The following is a 24,847-nucleotide window of genomic DNA, read 5'->3' on the forward strand; positions in this document are numbered from 1 at the left end:
CCGCGGGTATTCCGCGGCGCCGGTCCCGAAGAACAAGCGCCTTGGGAGGGGCCGATGGACGGTGCGGTTCCGCTCTTCCGCATGGAGGGCATATCCAAGCGCTATGGCGGTGTGCGGGCGCTGGAAAAGGCCGAGCTTTCGGTCACGCCAGGCAGCATCCACGCCATCCTCGGCGAAAACGGCGCCGGCAAATCGACGCTGATCAAGGTCATGGCCGGCGTCGTCGCGCCTGACGAAGGCCGCATGATGCTGGACGGAAGCGAGGTGAGCTTCGCGTCGCCGGCCGCGGCCAACCAGGCCGGCATCGTCTGCATCTTCCAGGAATTGTCGCTCGTCCCCGAACTCAGCGTCGCCGACAACATCGTCATTTCCGATCCGCCGAAACGGTTCGGCATGATCGACCGCAAGGCGCAGCGGCGCATCGCGGAAGAAGCCCTGGCTCGTGCAGGCGCCGCCGACATCCACCCGCTGGCGCTGGTCAAGGACCTTCCGCTTTCAAGACGGCAGATGGTCGAGATCGCCAAAGCACTTGCCAGGAAGCCGCGCATCTTGATCCTCGACGAGGCGACCTCGGCGCTGACCGCGGCCGACGTCGCCAAGATTTTTGGCGTCTTGAAGCGGCTGCGCTCGGAAGGGTTGGCGCTGCTCTACATCTCGCATCGGATGAACGAGATCGCCGAACTGGCCGACCAGTGCACGGTGTACCGCAACGGCCGCAACGTCGCCAGCTATGCTGCGGGCTCGAAGAGCGACAATGAAGTCGTCGAGCTGATGATCGGCCGCGAATACAGCCATATTTTTCCACCGAAGCCGGTGCGCGCCCCGGCTATAACCGCTCCGGTGCTTGAGGCGCGAAAACTGTCGTGGACCGACCGGCTGGACAATATCTCGCTCACGGTCGGGGCAGGAGAGGTCGTCGGCCTCGGCGGTCTCGACGGCCAGGGCCAGCGCGAATTGCTGCTCGCCTTCTTCGGCGTGCTGCGCGGCCTCAGCGGCCAGATACTGATCGACGGCAAACCGGTGGCGATCGCCAGCCCGGCCAAGGCCCGCGGTGACCGGATCGGCATGGCGCTGATCCCGGAGGACCGCAAGACCGAAGGCCTGATGCTGCCGATGACGGTGCGCGAAAACCTCTCCTTTGCCGCACTCGACCGGTTATCCAGGGCCGGCATCATCGACCGTGCCGCCGAGCAGCGGCTGATCGACGAAATGGTCGCCCTGCTGGCGATCAAGACGGCCGGCCTCGACATCCCGGTTGGCGCGCTGTCCGGCGGCAACCAGCAGAAGGTGGTCATCGCCAAATGGCTGATGCGGCAGCCGCGCATCATCCTGCTCAACGACCCGACGCGCGGCATCGACGTCGGCACCAAGCAGGAACTGTATCAGCTGATGCGTAAGCTTGCCGACCAGGGCGCGGCGATCCTGTTTTACTCGACCGACTATGACGAGCTGATCGGCTGCTGCGACCGGGTGCTGGTGCTCTATGACGGAGCGGTCAAGCGCGAGCTGGTCGGCGCCGAAATCACCGAGCGGGCGCTGATCGCCAGCGCGCTCAACATCCATGGCGAAGAGATGCCCGTCAGAGGCATGGCGAAGACGCCAGCCCGAGGAGCGGACGTGTGAAGGATTGGCGCTACTGGCTTGCCGAACAACGCGGAACGCTGCTGGCGTTCGGTATCTTCATCGTGATGTTCACGATCTACACCTCGAACCATCCGGCCGGCTTTACCGCCAATGTCGTGCAGACGGCTTCCAACAAAGGCGTGCTGCTTGCCTTCGTCGCCATGGCGCAGACGCTGGTGGTGATCACCGCCGGCATCGACCTTTCCGTCGGCATGATCTTTCTGCTGACCAATTGCCTGGCCTCATGGCTGGTCATCGGCACCGGCATCGAGACCGCCTTCGGCGTCGTCGCGGTGCTCGGCACCGGACTGCTGTGCGGGGCGATCAACGGCGCCATCGTCATCTACGGACGGCTGCAGCCGATCGTCACCACCATTGCCACCGGCGCGGTCTATTTCGGCATCGCGCTGCTGCTGCGACCGTTCCCGGGCGGTTCGGTCAACGAGGATCTTGCCGACGCGCTGACCGGGCGGCTGTTCGGCGTGGTGCCGGCGAGCCTGGTGGCGCTGCTGGCCATCGTGCTCGTCGTCTGGGTGCCGTTCAGCCGGTCGGTGCTCGGCCGCGCCGCTTACGCGGCCGGATCGTCGGAGATGGCAGCCTACATGTCCGGCGTGCCGATCCGCCGGGGAAAATTCGCCGCCTATGCGCTGGCCGGCCTGCTGGCCGCGATCGGCGGGCTGTTCCTGACCTTCTTCACCTATACGGGCGAGGCGGCCTATGCCAGCGGCAATGCCTATACGCTGTTCTCGATCGCCGCCGTGGTGCTCGGCGGCGTCTCATTGTTCGGCGGCAAGGGCAGCGCCATCGGCGCGATTTTCGGCGCGCTCGCCTTCCGCACCATCGGCGACCTGCTCTTCGTCTTCGATTTCGATCCGCTCTGGCAGCCGCTGTTCCAGGGCGTCATCCTGCTGATCGCCGTCAGCCTCGGCGCCTTCGCCCTGTTCAGGGTCCGCAACCGGCTGGAGTGGTTCCTGTGAGCGAAACGACCATCGCCGGCATCGCCGGCCGCATGCCGAAATTCATCCGCCGCGCCGACCCTGCGGTGCTGACCGCCTTTGCCTGCATCGTGCTGCTGCTGTTTGTCGGCAGCCTTTATTCGCGCAGCTTCCTGTCGCCGGAATATCTGCTGCAGCAGCTCAAGGTGGCGTCGTTTCTCGGCGTCATCGCCACCGGAATGATGCTGGTCATCCTGCTTGGCCAGATCGACCTGTCGGTGCCGTGGTCGGTGGCGACGGGCGCGATGATGGCCTGTGCGGCCGCCGCCTACGGCCCGCTCGGCGTGGCGCTGGCGATCCCGTTCGGCATTTTCTGCGGCGTCGCGATCGGCATCGTCAACGGCATTGGCGTCGCTTATCTGCGCATTCCCTCGATGATCATCACGCTCGCCACCAATGCCGTCGCGCAAGGGCTGATGGTGGTCTATACCGGCGGCTTCTCGCCACAGGATTCGGCGACCCGGGCGATGCGCTATCTGGCGACCGGCTTTGCCATTCCGGGTGTGCCCAATGCCGTCGTCATCTGGGCGCTGATCGGCGCTGCGATGGTTTTCGTGCTGACCCGCACCGGCTTCGGCCGCACGGTCTACGGCATCGGCAACCGCGAGCGCGCCGCCTACCTCTCCGGCATCGACACGCGGCGCGTGGTGCTGATCGCCTTCGCCGTATCCGGCGGGCTCTCCGCCTTCGGCGGCGTGCTTCTGGCCGGTTATGCCTCCAAGGCGGCGCAGTCGATGGGCGACGCCTATCTGCTGCCGTCGATCGCTGCGGTGGTGCTTGGTGGCACCTCGATCCTCGGCGGCCGCGGCTCCTATCTCGGCACGGTCGCGGGCGTCATCCTGATCACGCTTTTGCAATCCATTCTTTCCGTCATGCAGATGCCGGAGGCGGGGCGGCAGATCATCTATGGCGTCGTCATCGTCGCCATGCTCCTGCTTTACGGCCGCGCGCCGGCTAGCCGCTGACCCGCATCGTGGACGAAAAGACAGCACAAATGCAGAGCGATCGCATTCGGCCCGCACCGGCCGTCGTGGTGATGGGCGTCGCCGGCTGTGGCAAGTCGGCGGTCGGCGAAGCGCTGGCGGCGGCGCTGGGCGCTGTCTTCGTCGAGGGCGACTGGCTGCATCCACCGGAAAACGTCGCGCGCATGGCAAGCGGCGAGCCGCTGACCGACGCATTGCGCGAAGGTTGGCTCGACGCGATCGGCCGGCGCATTGCCGGACCGGTCGGCGATGGGCAGAGCGTCGTCGCCGCCTGCTCGGCGCTCAAGCGCAGTTATCGCGAGCGTCTGCGCGGTTTTTGCCAGGACATTTTGTTCCTCTACCTGGAAATCGACCCGGCGACCGCAAAGCAGCGAGTCGGCTCCCGCCAGGGCCATTTCATGCCGGCAAGCCTGGTCGACAGCCAGTTCGCGACGCTCGAACCGCCGGCAGCCGACGAGAAGGTATTGACGCTCGATGCGACGCGCCCGATCGCCGATATTGTGGCTGACGTCACAAGCCTGTTCGAGGCGAATTCATGAGGGTTCGCTGGCGCCGATTCCACTTCAAGACGCCAGATCAGATCTGTGACGTCAGTTCGACTGGAAAATCGTCATTGTCGGCGTCGCGCATGGCGGCGAGGCTGCGATTGTCCAGCACCTCGGCGATCGCATGGCGCACCTCCAGCATCATGTTCCGGACCTGGCATGTCGCCTCGTCGCAATCATCGCAGCGCTGATATTGGGTACGGCTGGCGCAAGGGATCGGCGCCAGCGGCCCGTCGAGGACGCGCACGACATGGCCGATCTTGATCTCGGAGGCCGGGCGGGCGAGGCGATAGCCGCCTTCCTTGCCCTTGCGGCTCTGGACGAAGCCGGCATTGCGCAATTCGCCCAGAATGGCATCCAGGAATTTCTTCGGGATGTTGTTGGCGACGGCAATGTCGTTGACCAACGCCAGCTGGCCGACCGGCAAGCCTGACAGATGCACGAGGGCCTTGAGGCCGTATTTGCCTTTTTTGGTAAGCATGCCGATTCAGTTCATGAAAACCCCAACCGCCCGCATCTGGCGGTTGTTTGTGTGCAAATCATGACGTTTTGTCGCGCGATGCAGTTTCGCGAAACAAGCCGTCCGAGGGCACAGTAGGCACAAACACGTTGATTGTTCGTGACGTTTTGGACGGCGCGCTGGGAACCTGCGGGAAATCACCTGTCCGGAGCGCGAAAAACGAAGAAAGCCGGCAAAGCCGGCTTTCAATCAATGTCGAAGATCGCTTGGCTCAGCGGCTGCCATAGGTCTGGTCGAGCAGTCCGCCGGCAGCAAAGTGCTCGGCCTGGACCTTGGCCCAGCCGCCGAAGACATCTTCGACCGTCAGCAGCCGGACATCGGGAAACTCGGCCTTGTATTTGGCGGCGACCGCCGCGTCGCGAGCCCGCAGGCCGTTGCGGGCGGCGATGTCCTGGCCCTGCGGCGTGTAGAGGAAGTCGAGATAGNCGCGTGCCATGCTCGTCGGCGACCGTGTCGACGATCGCCACCGGAAACTCCGCCAGCAGGCTGACCGAGGGCGTCACCTGCTCGAACTTGTCATCGCCATACTCCCTGCGGACGCCGCGCGTTTCCGACTCGAAGGTGATCAGCACGTCGCCGATCTCACGCTGCACGAAGGTGGTGGTGGCGGCGCGCCCGCCAGAGTCGAAGATCGGCACGTTGTTGAACAGCTTGGTGACGAATTCCTTGACCTTGGCGTCGTCGCCCTTGAAGGCCTCCTTGGCGTAGGCGGTGGCCGCGAGATAGGTGTAGCGCGCATTGCCCGACGTTTTCGGGTTGGGGAAGATCACCTGGACGTCGTCGCGCACGAGATCGTTCCAATCCTTGATGTTCTTCGGGTTGCCGGCGCGCACCAAAAAGGACGGCAGCGAATAGAAAGGCGAGGCGTTGTCGGGGAAGTCCTTCTGCCAGTCGGCGGAGATAAGCCCCTTCGAGACCAGGAAGTCGATGTCGAGGACCTGGTTGAAGGTGACGACATCGGCGCCGAGGCCTTCGGCGATGGCACGCGCCTGCGCCGACGTCCCGGCATGCGACTGGTCGACGGTCACGCCGGGGTGCTCTGCGACGAAGGCCTTGTTGATCTGCGCAAACAGTTCGCGGCCGACATCATAGGACGCGTTCAGCAATTTGTCGGCCGACCAGGCTTGGGAGGATGCGAGGAACAGGCCGGCCAATGTGGCGACGCCAAGCAAAAATCGCTTCATGAAAACAGGACTCCGATGCAGTGCGCTTATTGCCGAACCATAGCGGCAAGGCATGGTGGGCGACGAGACACGCAGAGCGGCTTCACCACGCCATCGCGAGAAAAATGTTCCCATTCCAGGCCGTTGCTAGGATTTTCTTTCACCCGGAGTCTTGCGAGGCACCTGGGCAGCGGTCCCCATGCGTTGGCAAAACGATTGCATCGCGACACTGCCTGGCATTTTACAAATAGTATAAACAAAGGAGCCATCGCTATGCCCCAGCGACCGCCATTCCAAGACTCCGCCGAAAGAGGCGAAGCTGTTTCGCAACAATCGCAGCCAGGCGGTGCGCATTCCTGTCGAGTTCGAGCTCCCCGGCGAAAAGGTCTTGATCAGCCGTGAAGGCGACCGCCTGGTCATCGAGCCGGTCCGCAAACCTGGCCTCTCGGCGCGGCTCGCGCAATGGGCGCAAGAGCCACCACTCGGTCCCGAGGACGACTTCCCCGGAACCGACGATATGCCTGTCAAATCCGAAAGAATTTTTTAATGCGGCTCATGCTGGACACCAACTTGTCAGCGACATGATCCGAAACCCGGCGGGCAGAGCCACTATTGGCCAAAACGACCTTTTTATTGCTGCCCACGCCTACGCGCTGGACACCACCCTGGTAACCGCCAACATGGGAGAGTTCAACCGGATCAAGGGCCTGAAGGTCGAGAACTGGCTGAGTAGCGCCGGAAGGGATCAAGCGGCCGGAAAAAGCTTCCAGCGCCGCGGCCTGAACGCTACCCGGCTCTTCTGCGCCGCCGGATGGTCGACCGGCAGCTCGATCTCGACCCGCTGGCGCTCGCCGCCGATTTCGAGCTCCACCCGTCTGGTGCCGGCGACGCGGCGGCTGGCGGCGACGGTGCCGGCGATGCAGCCATTGCATTCGTCCACCAGGTCGACATCGTGCGGGCGGAAGAACAGCGTTGCTTCGCCCCGCGGCGCCTGCGGCGCCGACAGCCCGATCGGGCGATCGGCGATCCAGACCTGGCCGTCCTCGACCTTGACCGGAAGCGCGCTCGATTCACCGATGAAGCCGTAGACAAAGGGCGAATTCGGCGTGTCGTAGATTTCGTCGGCGGTGCCGACCTGCTCTATGCTGCCCTGGCTCATCACCACGACGCGGTCGGCAAGCTCGAGCGCTTCTTCCTGGTCATGGGTGACAAAGACCGTGGTGTGGCCGGTGGCGTCGTGGATGTCGCGCAGCCAGCGGCGCAATTCGCGACGGACCTGGGCGTCGAGCGCGCCGAACGGCTCGTCCAGCAAAAGCACGGCCGGTTCGATCGCCATCGCGCGGGCCAGCGCCACGCGCTGGCGCTGGCCGCCCGAAAGCTGCGCCGGATAGCGCTTTTCCAGGCCGGAAAGCTGGACGAGGTCGAGAAGCTCTGAGGCACGGCGGCGGATTTCCTGCGCCGACGGCCGTGACGCGCCATGCCGAACTTTTAAGCCAAAGCCGATATTGTCGGCGACCGTCATATGGCGAAACAGCGCATAATGCTGGAAAACGAAGCCGACATTGCGCTGCTGGATCGACTTTTGCGACGCATCCTCCTCGCCAAAGAAGATCTTTCCTTTCGTCGGCCGCTCCAGCCCGGCGATCAGCCTGAGCAGCGTCGTCTTGCCGGAGCCGGACGGCCCGAGCAGCGCGATCAGTTCGCCGGACTTGATGTCGAGCGAAACGTCGTGGAGGGCCGGAAACCGCTCAAACTCCTTACGCACGTTGGCAACGCGAACTTCCATCAACCGTCCCTTTTTTCAGTGTCCGCGCGTCGCGGCGAGCTCGGCGCCGTAGCGCATCTCGAGAAGTGTTTTCAAGACCAGCGTGACCAGCGCCAGGCCGGCAAGCAGTGAAGCGACGGCGAAGGCGGCTGCGGCATTGTATTCGTTATAGAGGATTTCGACATGCAGCGGCATGGTGTTGGTCAGTCCGCGTATGTGGCCCGACACGACGGAGACCGCGCCGAACTCGCCCATTGCGCGGGCATTGCACAACAAGACCCCGTAGAGCAGCCCCCATTTGACGTTGGGCAGCGTCACGTACCAGAACGCCTGCCAGCCATTGGCGCCGAGCGACAGCGCCGCCTCCTCGTCGCCATTGCCCTGTTCCTGCATCAAGGGGATCAGTTCGCGAGCGACGAACGGGAAGGTGACGAAGATGGTGGCCAGCACGATGCCCGGCACGGCAAACAGGATGACGATGCCATGCGCCTTCAGCCAGGCGCCGAACAGGCCTTGCGCGCCGAATAACAGCACATAGACCAGGCCGGAAATGACCGGCGATACCGAAAACGGCAGGTCGATCAGCGTGGTCAGGAAGGCCTTGCCCTTGAACTCGAACTTGGCGATCGCCCAGGCGGCGGAGACGCCGAAGACGATGTTGAGCGGCACCGAGATCGCCGCCACCAGCAGCGTCAGGTGGATCGCCGAACGCGTGTCGGGATTGGTCAGCGCCTCGGTATAGGCACCGATGCCCTTTGCGAAAGCCTCGTTGAAGACGACGATCAGCGGCAACAGCAGGAAAATGCCGAGGAAGGCAAAGGTCACGATCATCAGCACGGCTTTCGCCGGGCGGCTCTCGGTCACTGCCGCCGACTGGCTTTCGTGGTGCGGTGCGTAGGATTTGATCTCCGGATCAGCCATAGCGCTTGCGGCTCCACGTCTGCACCAGATTGATGACCAGCAGCATCACGAACGACAAAGCGAGCATGATCGCCGCGGTCGCGGTCGCCGCCGCATAATTGTATTCCTCCAGCCGGATGACGATCAGAAGCGGCGCAATCTCGGATTTGTAGGGCAGGTTGCCGGCGATGAAGATGACGGAGCCGTACTCGCCGACACCGCGCGCGAAAGCCAGCGCGAAACCGGTGACGATGGCCGGCGCCAGGCCCGGAAGCAGAACCCGGGCGATTGTCTGGAAGCGATTGGCGCCGAGCGTGGCAGCCACTTCCTCGACCTCCTTGTCGATCTCCTCCATGATCGGCTGGACGGTGCGCACGACAAAAGGCAGGCCGATGAAGATCAGCGCGATGACGATGCCGAGCGGCGTATAGGCGACCTTGACGCCGAGCGGCGCCAGCAGGCTGCCGAGCCAGCCGTTCGGCGCGTAGAGCGTGGTCAGCGCGATGCCGGCGACCGCCGTCGGCAAGGCGAAGGGCAGGTCGACCATGGCATCGACGATGCGGCGGCCAGGAAAGCTGTAGCGCACCAGCACCCAGGCAACGATCGTGCCGAAGACGACATTGACCATGGCGGCAATGAAGGCGGTGCCAAAGCTGATTTCAAGCGCGTTGATGGTGCGGCGGTCGGTGGCGATCGCCCAGAAATCGGCCCAGCCAAGCGCGGCCGATCGCCAGATCAGCCCTGACAGGGGAATGAGGATGATGAGCGTGAGGTAGGCAAGCGAGAAGCCGAGCGTCAATCCGAAACCCGGAATGACGCTCGGCTGTCTGAACCGCCACCCCGCCTTGGCGGGTGCTGTGGTCATGTCGTCCTGATCTAGAGTCTAGCTAACTGGGTCTACTGGGCCGGCTTGTAGATCTGGTCGAATATACCACCGTCGCCGAAATGGTAAGGCTGTGCTTTCTTCCAACCGCCAAAAAGCGGATCGTCGATGGTGATCAGCTTGATCTCAGGCAGTTTGGCGAGGTCCTCGGGCGGTACCAAATCCGGCTTCGACGGGCGATAGTGGTTCTTGGCGATCAGCGTCTGGCCTTCCTTGGAGTAGAGGTAGCTCAGATAGGCTTCGGCGACTTTTCGCGTGCCCTTGGCATCGACATTGGCGTCGACCACGGCGACCGGCGGCTCGGCCAGGATCGAGGTCGGCGGGTAGACGATATCGAAATTGTCGGCGCCGAATTCGTCGAGCGCCAGATAGGCCTCGTTTTCCCAGGCCAGCAGCACGTCGCCGAGGCCTTTTTGCGCGAAGGTCACGGTTGCGCCGCGCGCACCGGTGTCGAGCACCGGAACATGAGAGTACAGATTGCCGACGAATTCCTTTGTCTTGGCCTCGTCGCCGCCATCCTTGGCGTTGGCATAGGCCCAGGCGGCGAGATAGTTCCAGCGTGCGCCGCCCGAAGTCTTGGGGTTGGGCGTGATCACCTGGACGTCGTCCTTGACCAGATCGCCCCAGTCCTGGATGCCTTTCGGATTGCCCTTGCGGACGAGGAAGATGATGGTCGAGGTGTAGGGCGCCGAATTGTTCTCGAATTTGGTCCGCCAGTTGGGATTGATCTTCTTCGATTTCTCGACGATGGCGTTGATGTCGCCTTCTAGCGCCAGCGTCACCACGTCGGCGTCGAGGCCGTCGATCACGGCACGGGCCTGTGCGCCCGACCCGCCATGCGATTGCTGGACGGTTACCGTCTCGCCGGTCTCGGCCTGCCAGTGGGCGGCGAACGCTTCGTCGAATCGCTTGTAAAGCTCACGCGTCGGGTCATACGACACATTGAGGATGGTGGTATCGGCGAACGCGAAACCGAGCGTGCCGAACTGGACAGATGTGGCGACCAGTGCGCCGAGCAGTTTCGTGAAATGAGGATTGGTCATTTCCGCCTCCGTTGAGATCACCTCAATCTACTGAATTGGTAGAAATTAGATGCAATCAATGTTGTTTTTTTTGGCCTTATGAAGCAATTTTTCGCCGGCTTTCGGCATCACGAAGAAATTCTTTCCTCGCAACGCTGCAGTGCCGAATCCGGGCACATGAAGCAATCGATCTAGAGACAGGTCGCGCCTCGGCAGTGGCCTGAGGAGTCGAGCGTGTCCTGCTTACTCGCCGACCTAATGGAAAGCCAATTCCCTGAATCGCTTGGCGCATTCTATTCAACGAACACTTTCACGCTGGCCGCGCGCCCGGCCGCGTCGATCACGGTCAGGGTCGAATAGCCGGCGCCGTCCGGCTGCCAGGTCGCGGTGCGCCGCCGGTCGATCCCGACCAGCGGCTTGCCATTGGCCAGCCAGCGGAACGGGGCGCGGCCGCCTTGCAGCTTCAGCACCAGTGGCGTGGCGTCGGCGGTGGTAGCGGCGAGATCGACGTGGGCGCCGTCGGGCGGAAAGATGATCGTCGGCGCGGGCTCGGTCGGCATCGCCTGGACCAGGCCGTCGGCGCCAGAACCGAAGCGCGCCAATGTCACCGGCAGATCGTCGCGCCTGGGTCTGGTGACGCCGGCCAGCTGGCCTGGCAGCGGCACGGCAGCCAGGCCGGAGCGGACAAAGCCCTCGAACAGGATCGGTGCGGCCGAGACATAGCCGGACAGGCCGGGCACCGCGCCGGCGTCGGGGCGGCCAACCCAGACGCCCAGCACATAGCGCCCGTCGAAGCCGACCGACCAGGCATCGCGGTAGCCGTAGGAGGTGCCGGTCTTGTAGGCGATGCCGCGCTGGGCGGCGCCCTCAGGCGGCTTGACGCCCGACAATATGTCGGTGATCTGCCAGTTCGCCTGATCGTCGAGGATGGTAGCGGTCGAGCGCTCGCCATTCGCCGGCTCGGTGCCGTCATGCAGCGTGTGTGCCTTGCCGCCATTGGCGAGCCCGGCATAGAGCTGGACGAGGTCGCGCAACGTCACGCCGACGCCGCCAAGGCCGATGGCGAGACCCGGCGCCTTGTTGACGGGCAGGATCGGCGTGACGCCGGCCTGCCGGAAGCGCGCGAGCAGCCGCGCCGGCCCGACCGCGTCGAGCACACTGATCGCCGGCACGTTGAGCGACAGCTGCAGCGCCTGCCTGATGCTGACGTCGCCCTGATAGCCCATGTCGAAATTCTTCGGCCGATAGCCGGAGAAATCCGTCGGCCTGTCATCGATCAGCGTTTCCTGCGCCACCAATCCCTGCTCGAAGGCGAGCCCGTAGATGAACGGTTTCAGCGTTGAACCGGGCGAGCGGGCGATCCTGGTCATATCGATCCAACCAGAGCGGCTGGCGTCGAAATAGTCGGCAGAGCCGACTTCGCCGAGGATGTCGCCGGTGCGGGCGTCGGCCAGCACCATGGCGACGGACAGGCGAGGGCCGAGCCTGGCGGCGGCATCCCTGGCCACCTGTTCCAGCCCTTCCTGGACACTCTTGCGGATCGTCAGCCGCAGCTTGTGGCCGGGGACGGCCCGGGGCAGCACTGCATAAGCGGCATGGGCGGCGAGTGCCGGCAGCGGGCGGCGGCTGGCGGGAACATCGTCGAGCGCGGCACGTGCGGCCTCGGGCTCGCCGAGCAGGCCTGATGTGACCATTCGCGTCAGCACCCGGTCGCGGGCGGCGTAAGCGATTGCCAGGTTGCGGTCGGGCCGGCGCTTTTCCGGCAGTTGCGGCAGCGCGACGAGCAGCGCCGCCTCCGAGACGTCCAGCCGCTTCGGCTCCTTGCCGAAATAGGCCAGCGAGGCGGCGCGCACGCCTTCGAGATTGCCGCCATAGGGCGCCAGCGTCAGATAGCGTTCGAGGATCTCGCCCTTGCTGAGCCGCCGCTCGATCTGCAGGGCGCGCAGCAGCTGCTTGAGCTTGGAGCCGAGGCTGCGGCTGTCGCGCGGTTCGGTCAGCCGGGCGAGCTGCATCGACAGCGTCGAGCCGCCGGAGACGATACGGCCATTGGTCGCGAACTGGCCGGCGGCGCGGGCCAGCGCCAGCACGTCGACGCCTTCATGATCCCAGAAGCGCTTGTCCTCGTAAGTCACCAGCATGTCGACGAACTGTCTGTCGACCTGGTCGAGGCGGGTGGCGAGCCGCCAATAGCCGTCCGGCGTGGCGAAGGCCCGCAACAGTTGGCCGTCGCGGTCCTGGACTTCGGTCGATACCGTCAGCGCCGCCGGCAGCGGCGGCGGAAAGGCGCGGTCGAGCTGCCAAAGGGTGGCGGCGGCGATTGCTGCGAAGCCGGAGAGGGAGGCGGCGGCGATGGCTGAACGGCGCAGGAATTTTTTGGAGAGCACGGCGCTGCCCCTCATCCGCCTGCCGGCACCTTCTCCCCGTATAGCGACGGGGAGAAGGGGGCTGTCACGGCCCACGGCGGCTTTTCTGCAGCGTTCGAATTTGGCGAAAACTTCGGCGCAGGCCTCTTTCTCCCCGTCACTATACGGGGAGAAANTTTTCTGCAGCGTTCGAATTTGGCGAAAACTTCGGCGCAGGCCTCTTTCTCCCCGTCACTATACGGGGAGAAATGCCCGGCAGGGCAATGAGGGGCAGCGCCATCGCCATGGTTCGCCATCTTTGCCTTACGGCGCCTTGACCTCAATCATGCCGGTTGCGGTGCGGGCCGAATATTGCGGCCGGTACATGTCCTCGACGGTTGCCGCCGGGTGGGCATAGGTGCCCGGCGTCACCGCACGCACGACATAGGCGAGCGTGATGTTGCGGTCGCCTTCGCCGTCGTTCGGATTGAAAGCGGCGACGAAACGGTCGTCGCGGAATTCGAGATGGGCGGCGTCGGTCTGGGCCAGCCAGGAAAAATTCGACAATTGGGCGCTGGAAACCAGGCCCGGATTATCGATCTCGAAGCCGGCCGGCAGCAGATCGGTGATCACCAGCCGCGACGGCCATTTGTTCTGCTCATAGATATTGAGCACGACGACATAGCGTTCGTTCTGGGTCGCCTGCGTGACATTGGCTTCGGTGCCGTCGAGCTTGTAGTAGGTGCGGCCGATGGTGAAGCCGTCGCCGCTGGCCGGCAGCGGCTGGATCGGCGAGGCCACCGTGGTGACGACCGCCTGCAACGGGTTGCTGCCGGTGTTGGCGACGGTCAGCGGACTGTCGGCAATGTCGCTGCCGGCGATCTGGTTCGAATAGGCGCCGGCATGCGGCGCGCCATTGATGGTCAGCGCGATCGCATCATTGCCGGCCTTTAGGGCACGCGCCGCCAGCAGCATCCAGGACTCGTCCTGCGTGCTGGTCCATCTGACGGCGGCGCGTTCCTGCGTCACCCGCTTGATCAGCACCGGCACGATCGTCGGCACCGGCTTGGATTCGGCGGCAAGCGCCAGCATCGCCGCGCCGTCACGCAGCGGCGAGCCATAATCGGACCTGTAGTGGTCGTATGCCGAGGTCGAATTGGCCATTTGCAGGGCGGCCTGGAAGGTGGCTTCCGAGCGCTGCGTGTCGCCATAGAGCGCCAGGCCCGCCGCCAGTTGGGCGACGGCCATCGGGCTGGTAAAGGCTTCGAGCTGGGTGTCGGCATAGTAGCGCAGATCGCCGATCGAGGCCTTCTTGTTGCGGGCCAGCACATAGAGCGCATAGGCGATCTCGCTGCCGCGATCCTTGACGTCCTGGTCATAGCCGATCGCGTTTTGCAGATTGCTCAGCGCCTGGTTCATCGCCAGCGCCGGCACGTCGTATTTCTGCTCGCGCGCCCGGGTCAGGAAGTCGGTGACATAGGCGTCGAGCCACAAATCGCCGGAGCCCGGGCCCCACAGGCCGAAGCTGCCGGCCGAGGCCTGGTAGCTCAGCACCTTGTAGATGGCGTCCTGGATGCGGCCGTGCAGATCGGCGTCGCTGGCCATGCCGGCGCCCGACGCCATCTCGTTGACATAGAGCAGCGGCATGGCGCGGCTGGTGGTCTGCTCGGCGCAGCCATAGGGGTAGCGGTCGAGCGTCATCAGCAGCGACGGCACGTCGAAGGCCGCCGCCTGTGAAACGCCGACGCTGACCGAAGCGCCGTCGAGCAGGCTTGCCGCCAAGAGCTCCTTGTCGACGCGCAGCGAGCCGCCATTGCCCTTGAGGTCGACCACCATGCGGGTGGTCACCGGCAATTGCGCCGGGCGCACCGGGACATAGAGCGTCTGCTCGACAGCGGTGCCGTCGGCATGGGCGAGCTTGATGGTGATCGAGGCGTTGCCCGGTGCCTCAGCGATCAGCGGCACGGTCAGCGTCCGCCGCTTGCCCTTGGCCAGTGTCAGCTTTTCGGGCAGGGCGGCACTGCCGGTCGAAAGATCGCCTGTGGTGTCGATCGACAGCGCATAGTCGCCCTCCGGACCGTCGGCGTCGGTGACGTCGAGCCGCATGACGGCCGAATCGCCGGGCGCCAGGAAGCGCGGCAGGCCGGCTGTGATCACCACCGGATCGCGCACGATCACGTCGGACTGGGCGTGGCCGACCCCGTCCTCGGTCCAGGCGACGGCCATGACGCGCACGGTGCCGTTGAACTGTGGGATGTCGAAGTCGACCCGCGCCTTGCCGTCGGCGTCGAGCTGGACCGGACCGGAGAAGAAGGCGACCAGCTTTTCGGTCGGCGGGCTGCCTTGCGACTGGATGTTGGCGCCGTCGCCGCCACTGCGCAGCTTGCCGATCGTGCCCAGCGAGCCGTCGATCAGGCGGCCGTAGAGGTCGCGTACTTCAAGGCCGAGCATGCGCTGGCCGAAGAACCAGGTCTCCGGATCCGGCACCTTGTAGTTGGTCAGGTTGAGGATGCCGACGTCGACGGCCGCGACCATGACATAGGCGTTGGCGCCCGGCTGCACGCCGGCCACCGAAACCGGGATCGACAGCTGCTGGCGCGGCATGGTCTTGTCCGGCGGCGTCAGGCTGACGGCGAGTTTTTTCGAGCCCGGATCGACCTTCAGCCATTTGACGCCGATGGCGCGCGCCGGCATGCGGGTTTGCTGCGCATCACCCGGCCTGAACAGCGTTGCCGTGACATAGGCGCCGGCGCCCCAGTCGTCGCCGACCGGGATGTCGATGGTGCTGCCGCCGGCCGGCACGCTGGCGGTGACGGTCTTCAAGAGCTTGTCGGCGCCGATGGTGACGAGCAGCTCGCCGGCAAAATGCGGCGACACTTTGAGCTTGGCCACTTCGCCGGCCGCATAGCTGTCCTTGTCGAGGGCGATTTCGAGGCCGTCGGGCGTTTCGGTGGTGGTGGAGCTGACATACCAGCCGGCGTCGAACTCGTAGCTGGTCGCCGGGCCCTCCGGGTCAGACGTCTCGATCTCGAGCCGGTAGCGGCCCCAGTCGACCGGCAGCGAGACGGTGGCCTCGCCGTCGGCGGTCATGTCGACCTGGCCGCTGGCCACCGACTTGGTGAAGGCCACCGGCTCATAATTCCAGGAATTGCTGGAGCGGTACCATTGGTAATTGCGTTCGACCTTGACCAGCGACCATTGCGCGCCCTGGAGCGCCTCGCGCTTGCCGTCGGGGTCGACGGCAATCAGGCCGAACTTCGCCGTGCCGCCTTGCGGCACCTCGTCGCCGTCGAAATCCGGGCGGATGCCGATCATCTGGCCCTGCGGCCGGATGGCGATGTTGAGCGAGCGTTCGACGGCGCGGCCGCCGGTCTCGCGCATCCTGACCGTAACCTTGGCGTCGACCAGCCTGGTGGTCGAGGGCAACTGGTCGACGGAAACCGGGAAGGTCGCCTTGCCGTCGTCGCCGACCACCGACAGGCCGGTGAACGGGGTCACTGACGGTTCCGCCGACTGCTCGTCGGCGAGGCCGAAGGAATAGCCCTTGAAGCGGTCCCAGGCGCGGGTGGTCGACAGCGTCAGTTCGCCTTCGAGCGCCAGCCCGGCGGCCGGCGCGCCATAAAGGAAGCGGCCGTCGACGGTAACGTTAGCGGTTTCGCCCTGCGCGATCTCCTGCTTGTCGGAGGACAGGTCGAACTCGATGCGATCCGGCACGAAATCCTCGACCAAAAACATCTGGCTGGCGACCGCCGCCTGCTTGGGGTCGGTGTGGATCGCCACCGTCCAGGTGCCGCGCATGGCGTTGGGTTCGAGCGGCAGGTCGACGGCATGGCCGCCGGCCGATGCGCCGTCGCTGATGATGCGGCGGTTCTCGACGCCATCGGGACGGGTGAAGATGAAGGTCAGCGGCAGGTTCTCGACCGCCTTGGCGGCGCTGTCGCGGGCAAGTGCTGCGACATGGACGTCCTCGCCGGCGCGGTAGATGCCGCGTTCGGTCCAGGCATAGACGTCGAGCGCGCCCGGCGCCGGACGCCCGGTGACGCCGCGATCGGAAAGATCGAAGCCGGCGCGGCCCATGTCGAGGAAGACGAAGTCGCTGTCACCCTGCCTGGCTGTCAGCACGGCCGGCACCATGCCGCCGTCGCCGCGCGTCAGTCCGGGGTTGAAGACGGCGCGGCCTTCACCATCCGTGGTCGCGGTGCCGAGGATCTCGTTGTTCCTGGCCAGCAGCGTCAGTTCAGCACCTGATATCGGCTTGGCGGTTGCGAGCGAACGGGCAAAGACGTTCAGCCCGTCCTGCCCGGTATAGGTCGACAGGCCGATATCGGAGATGACGAACCATTGCGTGGCGCGCGAATCATAGTCGTCGTCGTTCTCGTCGACCGGTTGCGCGGTCAGCACATAGACGCCGGGCTTGCGTTGCGGCAGCGCTTCGTCGACCGGGAAGGAGGTTGTGACTTCCTTGTTCAGGTCGTTGGCGATGTCGATCAGGCCCTGCCAGACCGGCTCGCCCATCTGGTCGGAAATGTTGGAGATGTCGTAGCCGTCAAGCTGGCGCAGGAACTGGTAGCCGGACAGAAGCTGGGTCAGCGAGCGATCGCCGATGCGAAAAAGCTTCATTTCGGCGGCGCTCATGTTGACGGTGACGACCGGGATGCCTCGGCGGGCGCCGGCCGGCAGCACGAAGCTGTCGCCGGTGAAACGGGCGGACGGGGCGCGGTCCTGCACATAGATCGACAGCACCACAGGGGTGGAGATCACCTCGCCGATGGCGGCCGGCAGGCCGGGACGGAAGGTCACGTCGTAATGCTGGCCGTGCTCGAGCCCCTCGACGCAGATCTGCTTGTCCTTGGCCTCGACGCCCTTGGGGGCGGCGTTGTCGACAGTGACGAATTGCGCGTAGTCGACGCCGGTCTTGACCAGGTCTTCTGAAAATTGCGCGCAGATGCGTGGCGCGCTGGTGTCGGCGTCGACCGTGTGATCGACGACGCGGAAGCCCTTGCGCGCCTTGAGGTCGTGGTAGGCGGCCGTGACCCAGGGCGAACTGACCAGCGCGAGGCTCGCTTCGTAGGCCTGCAGGGCCGGCCGAGCGAGGTCGCGGCGATCGAGCCCGTCGCCAAGCAGTGCCAGCGCTTCGGCACGGGTTTTTGTGGTGCGCAGCAATTTGTAGGCGTTGAAGCCGGCGGAGGTGGCGTTCGCCGGCAGGGTCGACGCCTCGGCGCTGTTGGCGGTCGGCTGCACGGCAAATGTTTCCCGCGCCAGTTCAAGCCAGAGTTGGCCATCGTCGGGCAATACCGAAACCAAAGCCTCGTATTTTTGAACGGCCAAGCGGTGGTCGCCGGTCTGCGACGCTTGCCTTGCCGCCTCCCGCAGCGCCGTCAGTCCTTCGGTGGGCTTGGTGTAGGCCGGGCCGGTGAGCCTGTTGCGGTATTGCTGGGCCTGGTCGGCCATCCAGGCGGGGAAGAAGGCGAGCGCCGGCGGCGCGCCGATGTCGGGGTCGCCTTCGACGTTGACGACCTTGCCGGCGACGGCGCCCTTGAAGGGCTTCAGCGTGTTATAATCGGATTTGAGAAAACACCATTTGGCCTTGGGGTTGTAGGTGAAGGCGCGGCAGGCGGGATCGCCGAGACATGTCGTCGTGCACTGATCGAGGCTGACGTTCTGGTCGGATCTGAGATCGAAGCCGAAATAATCGGAATTGTCCGATGTCACCACCCGGCGCGCTTCGGCCGCTTGCGCGACACTGCCCCAAGCGAAAAAGAGAAGAAAAAGAATCGACAGACCACGAGCCGCGCGCATTGCCATGACACCCCTCCGGACACTGCTTACGTTACGTCCACGTTACGCCCAGACATGTTCAAGCTTCGGTCCAGCTTGTCAACACAAGGACGCGGCAGGTTCCCGCCTGCCAACGGTTTCCTTTCCGGCCGATGACCGGTAGTACCTCCACAGGACAGGGATCACGCTTTCTCGCGGCGACGCAGAAGGTGTGAATTCCAAGCCCTGTCCATTTCAGACAGTTGGATTGTGGCATTTGGATTGTGGCCCGTTTACGAGCAATTCAGAACTTCATTCCAATTTTAGCTTTGGCCGCTAGTGTAGAGTTGTAATGTCGGCGTATGAAAGGCAGATGTCGGGAGGAACCGCGCCACGGCGCGTGTTTTCGCTCGCCTTGCTTTCCGCCTTGCTATGCTCGACTGCACTGATTGGCGCGAGCGGAAATGCGGCCGCTTTCGAGATCTTCGGCATCAAGCTGTGGGGATCGTCGGAGGATGAAGATGCCGACATCGTCGATCCGCTGCGCTATGCGGTGACCATCGAGGCGCCCGACGCCGACGAGGATCTCGCCGAAAAGCTCGAAAACGCCTCGGCGCTGAAGGACGACGAAGAACGTCCGGTCTCCGGTCCGCTCGGCCTGCTGGCCAAGGCGCGTGCCGACCGCGATCAGCTTGTCGCCGCCCTTTATGCGGACGCCCGCTACGAGGGCGTCGTCACCATTACCATCGAAGGCAAGCCGCTCGACGATTTGCCGCCGGACGCCGAATTCTCGGGTCCGCAGCCGATTCCGGTGGTGATCAACATTGCGGCCGGGCCGAAGTTCACGCTTGGCGACATCAGGCTGGAGGGCGATGCGGCGGGGCTGTCGGGCGCCGATTTCGGCCTGATCGCCGGCGGCGATGCAGGTTCCGGTGCCGTGCTCAAGGCCGAGGCGTCGATCGTGCGGGCGCTCAAGGAGGACGGCAGGCCGCTGGCCAAGGTGACCGCCCGCGAGATCGTTGCCGATCACGCCACCTCGACGCTCGACGTGGCGCTGACCGTGGCCGCCGGGCCGGTTGCCGGCTATGGCGACACCACGGTCGAAGGCACCGAAAAGGTCGACCGCGATTTCACCGAATACATGACCGGCCTGAAGCGCGGCCGCCAATATTCGCCGGAAGAGGTCGATGAGGCGCGCGACCGGCTGCTCCGGCTGGAAGTCTTCAACAGCGTCACGCTGAAGGAGGCCGACAGTCTCGACGCCGGCGGCAACATCCCGATCGGCGTCGAAGTAAGCGAGCGCAAGCCGCGCTATTTCGGCCTTGGCGGTACCTTCTCCAACACCGAGGGGCTCGGCCTCGAAGGCTATTGGGGTCACCGCAATCTGTTCGGCCGTGCCGAAAAACTGCGCATCGAGGGTGAAATCAGCGGCATCGGCAGCAACGAACTGACCGAGCTCAACTACAATGCCGGCATCATGTTCGAAAAGCCGGGCGTGGTCGGGCCGGCGTCTAAATTCTTCGCCGGCGCCAACACCGTGCTGGAGCATCCCGACGCCTACGACCGTTTCTCGGTCAAGGGCAACACCGGCCTGTCGTATGACCTCGACCGGCAGCAGACGGTTTCGGCGGAAGTCGCGCTCGACTATTCGAAGATCACCGATTCCTTCGGCAAGCACACTTTTCTGATCGCCAGCATTCCGCTGCGCTATGTCTACGACAACCGCGACAACCGGCTCAACCCGACGACCGGATTCAGGGCGCTGGCCTATGCCGAGCCGAGCTACGACATTTTGAACGGTGCCGCCTTCGTCAAGCTTAGGGGCGAAGGATCGGCCTATCAGTCGCTCGACGCGGCCTCGAAGTTCGTCCTGGCCGAACGCGTCGTCATCGGCTCGATCATCGGCGCCGGCCTTCAGGATGTTCCGGCCGACCGGCGCTTCTATTCCGGCGGCGGCGGCTCGGTCCGCGGTTATGCCTATCAGGGCATCGGTCCGAAGGACGCCGACGGAGAGCCGATCGGCGGGCTGTCCTTCTTCGAGACCTCGTTCGAGATGCGCATCGCCATCAACGACACGATCGGCGTCGTGCCGTTCGTCGATGCCGGCACCGTCTCGACCGATCAATTCCCGGATTTTTCCGGCATGAAGGTCGGCGCCGGCGTCGGCTTGCGCTATATTACGCCGTTCGGACCGTTGCGCATCGATGCGGCGGTGCCGCTCAACCCGGATCCCGACGACCCGGATTTCGGCATCTATGCCGGTATCGGCCAGGCGTTTTGATGACAATGTTCAAGCGCATCCTTCGCATTGCCCTTTACACGCTGCTCGTCCTGGTGGCGGCGGTGGTCGGTGCGCTCGTCGTGCTGACCAAGACCGAGCGCGGCCGCGCCAATCTCGCCGGCATCATCTCGACCGTGGCGTCGACCGATGACCAGAAGGTCACGGTCAGCGGCATCGACGGCATCTGGTCCGGCGCGCTGACGGTCGACCATGTGGTGCTGGAGGATCGCCAGGGCGCCTGGCTGGTGGCGCGCAAGGTGGCCGTCGACTGGTCGCCGCTGGCGCTTCTGTCGAAAAACTTCAGCGCCGGCCGCATCGGCGCCGATCGCATCGAACTGGCGCGGCTGCCGGCGGCCGGCACGCAGCCGAGCCAAGGTGGCGCCACCACGCTGCCGGTGTCGCTCGACATCAAGCAGATCGACCTGCCGGAAATCGCGCTCGGGCAGGCGCTGGTCGGCAGCGGTATCGCCGAGCTCGCCGCCAAGGGATCGTTCAAGGCCGATGCGGCGCCATTGGCGCTCGCAACCAGCCTCAACATCACCCGCCGCGACGGCAAGCAAGGCAAGCTCGACGCCAACATCCATTTCGCGCCCGCCGACAACAAGCTGGACCTCGATCTGAAGGCGTCGGAGCCGGCCGGCGGCATCATCGCCAATCTGCTCAAATTGCCGGATGCGCCGCCGGTCAACATCGTCGTCACCGGCACCGGGCCGGTCGCCAATTGGAGCGGCATCGGTACCTTCGTCGTCGACGGCCAGATCGTCACCCAGCTCACAGGTCGCCACCAGCTCACCGACAAGGGCAACTATGTCGAGGCCAAGGGCGACGGCGACTTCCAGCGCTTCTTGCCCGACAATCTGAAATCCTTGTTTGCCGGCAAGACCAGCTTCGACCTCGCCGGAACCGCGATTGTGACGGGCGGCGTCGAGGTCGAGCGCGCCAGCATCGACAGCGATGCCGTGCATGGCACCGCCGCGGGCATCATCGACCCCAACGGCGCCAGCGACCTTTCGGTGGAACTCGCCGCCAAGGGTCCACCAGTCGTGCTCAGCCTCGGCGCCGCGGCGCAGCCGGTGACGGTCGCGATCACCGGCGCCACGGCTCGCGCGTTCGGCGGTGGCAAGGCGCCGATAATCGACATCGGCGCGTCCCTGGTCTCGGTGGTGGCGGGCGGCACGCGGGTGGACGATCTGGTGGCCGAAATCCATTCCGACGGCTTTGACATCCAGGACCGCAGCGGACCGGTCACCATCAAGCTTATCGCCGGCGGCCTGAACACCGACGTGGCGACGCTGGCGCCGCTGGTGACCGGCAGGGTCACCGCCGACCTCGCCGGGTCGGTCAGCAAGGACGAGATCGTCGTCGATCAAGGCACGCTGCGCAGCGATGCGCTCAATGCCTCGGTGACATCCAAGGTGACGCTGGCCGATCTGGCGATGACGCTCAAGATGAATGCCGATGCCGTCTCGACTGCGCTGCCGCCGCAGATCCGCCCGGTTCTCGGCGAGCGTGTGACATTCTCGGCGACCGCGACCCGCGACCCGCAAGGCTTGTTTGCCGCCAATGCGCTGCAACTCAATTCGGGCTCGCTCAGCGCCAGCGGCACCGCCAGCGCGACGGGCACCGACATCCAGGCCGACATCAGGGGCACGCTCGGCGATGTCTCGGTGCTGTCGCCGATGGTTGGCGTACCGGTCGGCGGGGCCGTCAATTTCGCGCTGACGGCGAGCGGCGCGCGTTCGGCGCCGGATTTCTCGGTCTCGGCCGACAGCGACAGCCTGACCGCGTCGGGCCGGACGGTCAAGACGATCAAGCTGACAGCGACGGGCAAGGCCGACATCGTCAATCCCGCTGCCGATGTCGCACTGACAGGGTCCGTCGACGACCAGCCGCTCGATCTCAGGGCATCTTTGGTGACGCGTGACGGAACGCGTTCCCTCAACGGGCTTAGCCTGTCGCTGGCCGACAACAAGGTCTCGGGCGATCTCGTGCTCGACGACAGCTTGCTGCCGCTCGGCACGCTGACCCTCGAAGCGCCCGATATCGGCCCGCTGGCCGCGCTTGCCGGGCAGACGGCGGCCGGCGACGTGCAGGGCAGCATCCGCCTCTCGAATGATGGTGGCGCGCCGACGGTAGTCATCGATATGACGAGCGGGTCTATTTCCCGCGGCGATCTGGCGGCGAAGACCATCGCCGTCAACGCGCTGGTCGCCAACTTTCTCAAGGCGCCGGCGATCTCCGGCACGATCAAGGCCGATACGGTCACATCAGGCGCCACCGTGATCAGCGGCATCGGTGTCGATTTGAAGCGCGACGGCGACTGGACCGGGTTTTCCGGCGGCGCCACCGTCGCCGGCATTCCGGCCAGGGCCGAAGGCAGGGTGAAGATCGCGGACGGCACGACAAGCGTCGAAATCGCCTCCGGCGATGCGACCATTCGCGGCATCAGGGCGGCGATCGCGCAGCCGTCAACCCTGAGCATCGCCAATGGCAACGCCAGCATCGAGAAGCTGATGCTCGATGTCGGCGGCGGATCGGTGACAGTGTCCGGCACCGCCGGCCAGAGGCTCGATCTCGCGGCAGAGTTTTCCGGGCTGCCGGCCGCCCTGGCCAATGATTTTTCACCCGGCCTCGACGCCGCGGGCACACTCGGTGGAACGGCGCAAGTGACGGGACCGTCGGCAGCCCCTGACATTCGTTTCAATGCGCAGCTCAACGGCGCCGAGACCAGCCAGACCCGCCAGGCGGGGCTTGGGCAGCTCAACCTCGATGCCGCAGGCAGCTTCTCCTCCGCCGGCGGCGTCGCCATCGACAACGCGACGCTTGCCGGGGACAAGATTTCCGGCAAGGCTGCCGGCACCATCAATCCGAACGGCGCCAGCGATTTTTCGCTCGACCTGGCCTCGACCGGCCCGAGCCTGCCGCTGGCGCTTGGCAGCACCGAGAGCCCGATCAAGCTCGAGTTGCAGGCGCTGTCGGTGGAGNTCGCGGGGCAGGGCACGCAATCGACGCTGAATATCTCCGCGAGACTGCCGTCGGTCGCCACCAACCTCGCCAAGGCCGAAGGCATCGCGCTTGCGCTCCATTCCGACGCCTTCGATCTGAAGGGCCGAACAGGGCCGATCTCCGGTACGGTGACGGCGGGCAAAATCGGCCTGGACAATCCGACCATCGCGCCGCTGCTCGCCGGAAAGATTACTGCCAAGGTCGCCGGCGATCTCGCTACCGATACCATCGTCATCGACAGCGGCTCGGTAACGAGCGAGGNGATTACTGCCAAGGTCGCCGGCGATCTCGCTACCGATACCATCGTCATCGACAGCGGCTCGGTAACGAGCGAGGTACTGGACAGCGGCTTTAATGGAAGGATCTCGCTGGCCGACGGCGCCATCGACCTCAACCTCAAGACCGACGCCGTTTCCGCGGCGCTGCCGGCGGCAGCGCGCGGCGTGCTCGCGCAGCGGACGGAACTCAGTGCCGCGCTGAAGCGCGACGCCAATGGCAATGTCACCGCCGATGCGATCAGGCTGGTATCCGGCGCGCTGACCGCCGACGGGCAGGCCAGCCTTGCCGACAACAAGCTCACCGTCGACATCAAAGGCGCGCTGGCCGACATCTCGCTTCTGTCAGGGGACGCCAACGGCGCCATCACCTTTGCGCTGAACGCGCAAGGCGCCAGCACCGCGCCCGACCTGTCGCTGACGGTCAACAGCGAGCGGCTTTCGGTTGCCGAACGCGAGATCACCGGGTTGAGCCTCACCGCCACCGGCAAGGCCGATGCCGCCAACCCGGCGGCCAATGTCCAACTGACCGGAAACGTCGCGGGCCAGCCCCTGCGAGGCAGCGCCGTGCTGGCCACGTCAGACGGCAAGCGCGCCATCGACGGGCTTTTGCTGTCGCTCGGCAAGAACCGGATATCAGGCGACCTGGCGCTTGACGAGGCGTTCGTGCCTGAAGGCACCGTGGCGCTCGACCTACCTGACATCGGACCGCTGGCAGCGCTTGCGCTGGAAAAGGCGGAAGGCGACGTGCGCGGCACGATCGTGTTCTCGAAGACCGGCAATGCGC

Annotated in this window: 13 protein-coding genes and 2 pseudogenes; 7 read left to right on the forward strand and 8 right to left on the reverse strand. The window is 65.0% G+C overall.

Annotated elements, in window-relative coordinates; all coding sequences use genetic code 11:
• Positions 1–54 precede the first annotated feature (54 nt).
• The 4 genes from X738_RS55095 to X738_RS55110 are packed head-to-tail and all read left to right on the forward strand — an operon-like array spanning position 55 to position 4,140.
• Complete coding sequence (locus tag X738_RS55095) at positions 55–1,623, forward strand: sugar ABC transporter ATP-binding protein (protein WP_023798661.1); 1,569 nt, start codon at positions 55–57, stop codon at positions 1,621–1,623.
• Positions 1,620–2,600 (forward strand): ABC transporter permease, encoded by a 981-nt coding sequence (locus tag X738_RS55100; RefSeq protein ID WP_023798662.1) that lies wholly within the window; start codon positions 1,620–1,622, stop codon positions 2,598–2,600. The genes X738_RS55095 and X738_RS55100 overlap by 4 nt, the downstream gene beginning before the upstream one ends.
• Positions 2,597–3,583 (forward strand): ABC transporter permease, encoded by a 987-nt coding sequence (locus tag X738_RS55105; protein WP_023798663.1) that lies wholly within the window; start codon positions 2,597–2,599, stop codon positions 3,581–3,583. The genes X738_RS55100 and X738_RS55105 overlap by 4 nt, the downstream gene beginning before the upstream one ends.
• A gap of 29 nt (positions 3,584–3,612) precedes the next feature.
• Complete coding sequence (locus tag X738_RS55110) at positions 3,613–4,140, forward strand: gluconokinase (protein ID WP_051407782.1); 528 nt, start codon at positions 3,613–3,615, stop codon at positions 4,138–4,140.
• Between the two features lie 37 nt (positions 4,141–4,177).
• Here the strand turns inward: X738_RS55110 and X738_RS55115 are convergent, their stop codons facing one another.
• Positions 4,178–4,627 (reverse strand): RrF2 family transcriptional regulator, encoded by a 450-nt coding sequence (locus X738_RS55115; RefSeq protein WP_023798665.1) that lies wholly within the window; start codon positions 4,625–4,627, stop codon positions 4,178–4,180.
• Between the two features lie 250 nt (positions 4,628–4,877).
• Positions 4,878–5,850, reverse strand: a pseudogene (locus tag X738_RS55120) (sulfate ABC transporter substrate-binding protein).
• 298 nt (positions 5,851–6,148) lie between these two features.
• Between X738_RS55120 and X738_RS0141295 the strand changes: the two are divergent.
• Complete coding sequence (locus X738_RS0141295) at positions 6,149–6,376, forward strand: AbrB/MazE/SpoVT family DNA-binding domain-containing protein (RefSeq protein WP_051407783.1); 228 nt, start codon at positions 6,149–6,151, stop codon at positions 6,374–6,376.
• 61 nt (positions 6,377–6,437) lie between these two features.
• Positions 6,438–6,557, forward strand: a pseudogene (locus X738_RS86920) (type II toxin-antitoxin system VapC family toxin); the annotation flags it as partial.
• A 17-nt stretch (positions 6,558–6,574) separates the two neighbouring features.
• Here X738_RS86920 and X738_RS55125 read toward each other — a convergent pair.
• The 6 genes from X738_RS55125 to X738_RS55150 all read right to left on the reverse strand — a co-directional run bounded on the left by X738_RS55125 (position 6,575) and on the right by X738_RS55150 (position 18,546).
• The gene (locus X738_RS55125; RefSeq protein WP_023798667.1) at positions 6,575–7,615 is read right to left on the reverse strand and encodes a sulfate/molybdate ABC transporter ATP-binding protein; all 1,041 of its coding nucleotides are present in this window, start codon (positions 7,613–7,615) and stop codon (positions 6,575–6,577) included.
• 15 nt (positions 7,616–7,630) lie between these two features.
• Positions 7,631–8,515, reverse strand: a complete 885-nt coding sequence (cysW, locus tag X738_RS55130; protein WP_023798668.1) for a sulfate ABC transporter permease subunit CysW — start codon at positions 8,513–8,515, stop codon at positions 7,631–7,633.
• Entirely contained in the window at positions 8,508–9,359 is an 852-nt protein-coding gene (gene cysT, locus X738_RS55135) for a sulfate ABC transporter permease subunit CysT (protein ID WP_023798669.1), read from the reverse strand. The genes cysW and cysT overlap by 8 nt, the downstream gene beginning before the upstream one ends.
• Before the next feature lie 32 nt (positions 9,360–9,391).
• Positions 9,392–10,420, reverse strand: a complete 1,029-nt coding sequence (locus X738_RS55140; RefSeq protein ID WP_023798670.1) for a sulfate ABC transporter substrate-binding protein — start codon at positions 10,418–10,420, stop codon at positions 9,392–9,394.
• 272 nt (positions 10,421–10,692) lie between these two features.
• Positions 10,693–12,798, reverse strand: a complete 2,106-nt coding sequence (gene pbpC, locus X738_RS55145) for a penicillin-binding protein 1C (protein ID WP_031254721.1) — start codon at positions 12,796–12,798, stop codon at positions 10,693–10,695.
• Positions 12,799–13,065: 267 nt separating this feature from the next.
• A complete protein-coding gene (locus X738_RS55150; RefSeq protein WP_023798673.1) occupies positions 13,066–18,546 on the reverse strand; it encodes an alpha-2-macroglobulin family protein in 5,481 nt (1,826 codons plus the stop codon).
• A gap of 304 nt (positions 18,547–18,850) precedes the next feature.
• Here X738_RS55150 and X738_RS55155 point away from each other — a divergent pair, with 304 nt between their 5' ends.
• Positions 18,851–20,779 (forward strand): autotransporter assembly complex protein TamA, encoded by a 1,929-nt coding sequence (locus tag X738_RS55155; RefSeq protein WP_023798674.1) that lies wholly within the window; start codon positions 18,851–18,853, stop codon positions 20,777–20,779.
• Positions 20,780–24,847 lie beyond the last annotated feature (4,068 nt).

The sequence above is a fragment of the Mesorhizobium sp. L48C026A00 genome (assembly GCF_000502375.1).
Taxonomy (GTDB): Bacteria; Pseudomonadota; Alphaproteobacteria; order Rhizobiales; family Rhizobiaceae; genus Mesorhizobium; species Mesorhizobium muleiense.

Coding starts and splice junctions, on each gene's coding strand:
- cysW (WP_023798668.1), bottom strand. CDS start 8,515: ATGGCTGATCCGGAGATCAAATCCTACGCACCGCACCACGAAAGCCAG.
- X738_RS55095 (WP_023798661.1), top strand. CDS start 55: ATGGACGGTGCGGTTCCGCTCTTCCGCATGGAGGGCATATCCAAGCGC.
- X738_RS55155 (WP_023798674.1), top strand. CDS start 18,851: ATGTCGGCGTATGAAAGGCAGATGTCGGGAGGAACCGCGCCACGGCGC.
- X738_RS55110 (WP_051407782.1), top strand. CDS start 3,613: ATGCAGAGCGATCGCATTCGGCCCGCACCGGCCGTCGTGGTGATGGGC.
- X738_RS55115 (WP_023798665.1), bottom strand. CDS start 4,627: ATGCTTACCAAAAAAGGCAAATACGGCCTCAAGGCCCTCGTGCATCTG.
- X738_RS55125 (WP_023798667.1), bottom strand. CDS start 7,615: ATGGAAGTTCGCGTTGCCAACGTGCGTAAGGAGTTTGAGCGGTTTCCG.
- cysT (WP_023798669.1), bottom strand. CDS start 9,359: ATGACCACAGCACCCGCCAAGGCGGGGTGGCGGTTCAGACAGCCGAGC.
- pbpC (WP_031254721.1), bottom strand. CDS start 12,798: ATGAGGGGCAGCGCCGTGCTCTCCAAAAAATTCCTGCGCCGTTCAGCC.
- X738_RS55150 (WP_023798673.1), bottom strand. CDS start 18,546: ATGGCAATGCGCGCGGCTCGTGGTCTGTCGATTCTTTTTCTTCTCTTT.
- X738_RS55140 (WP_023798670.1), bottom strand. CDS start 10,420: ATGACCAATCCTCATTTCACGAAACTGCTCGGCGCACTGGTCGCCACA.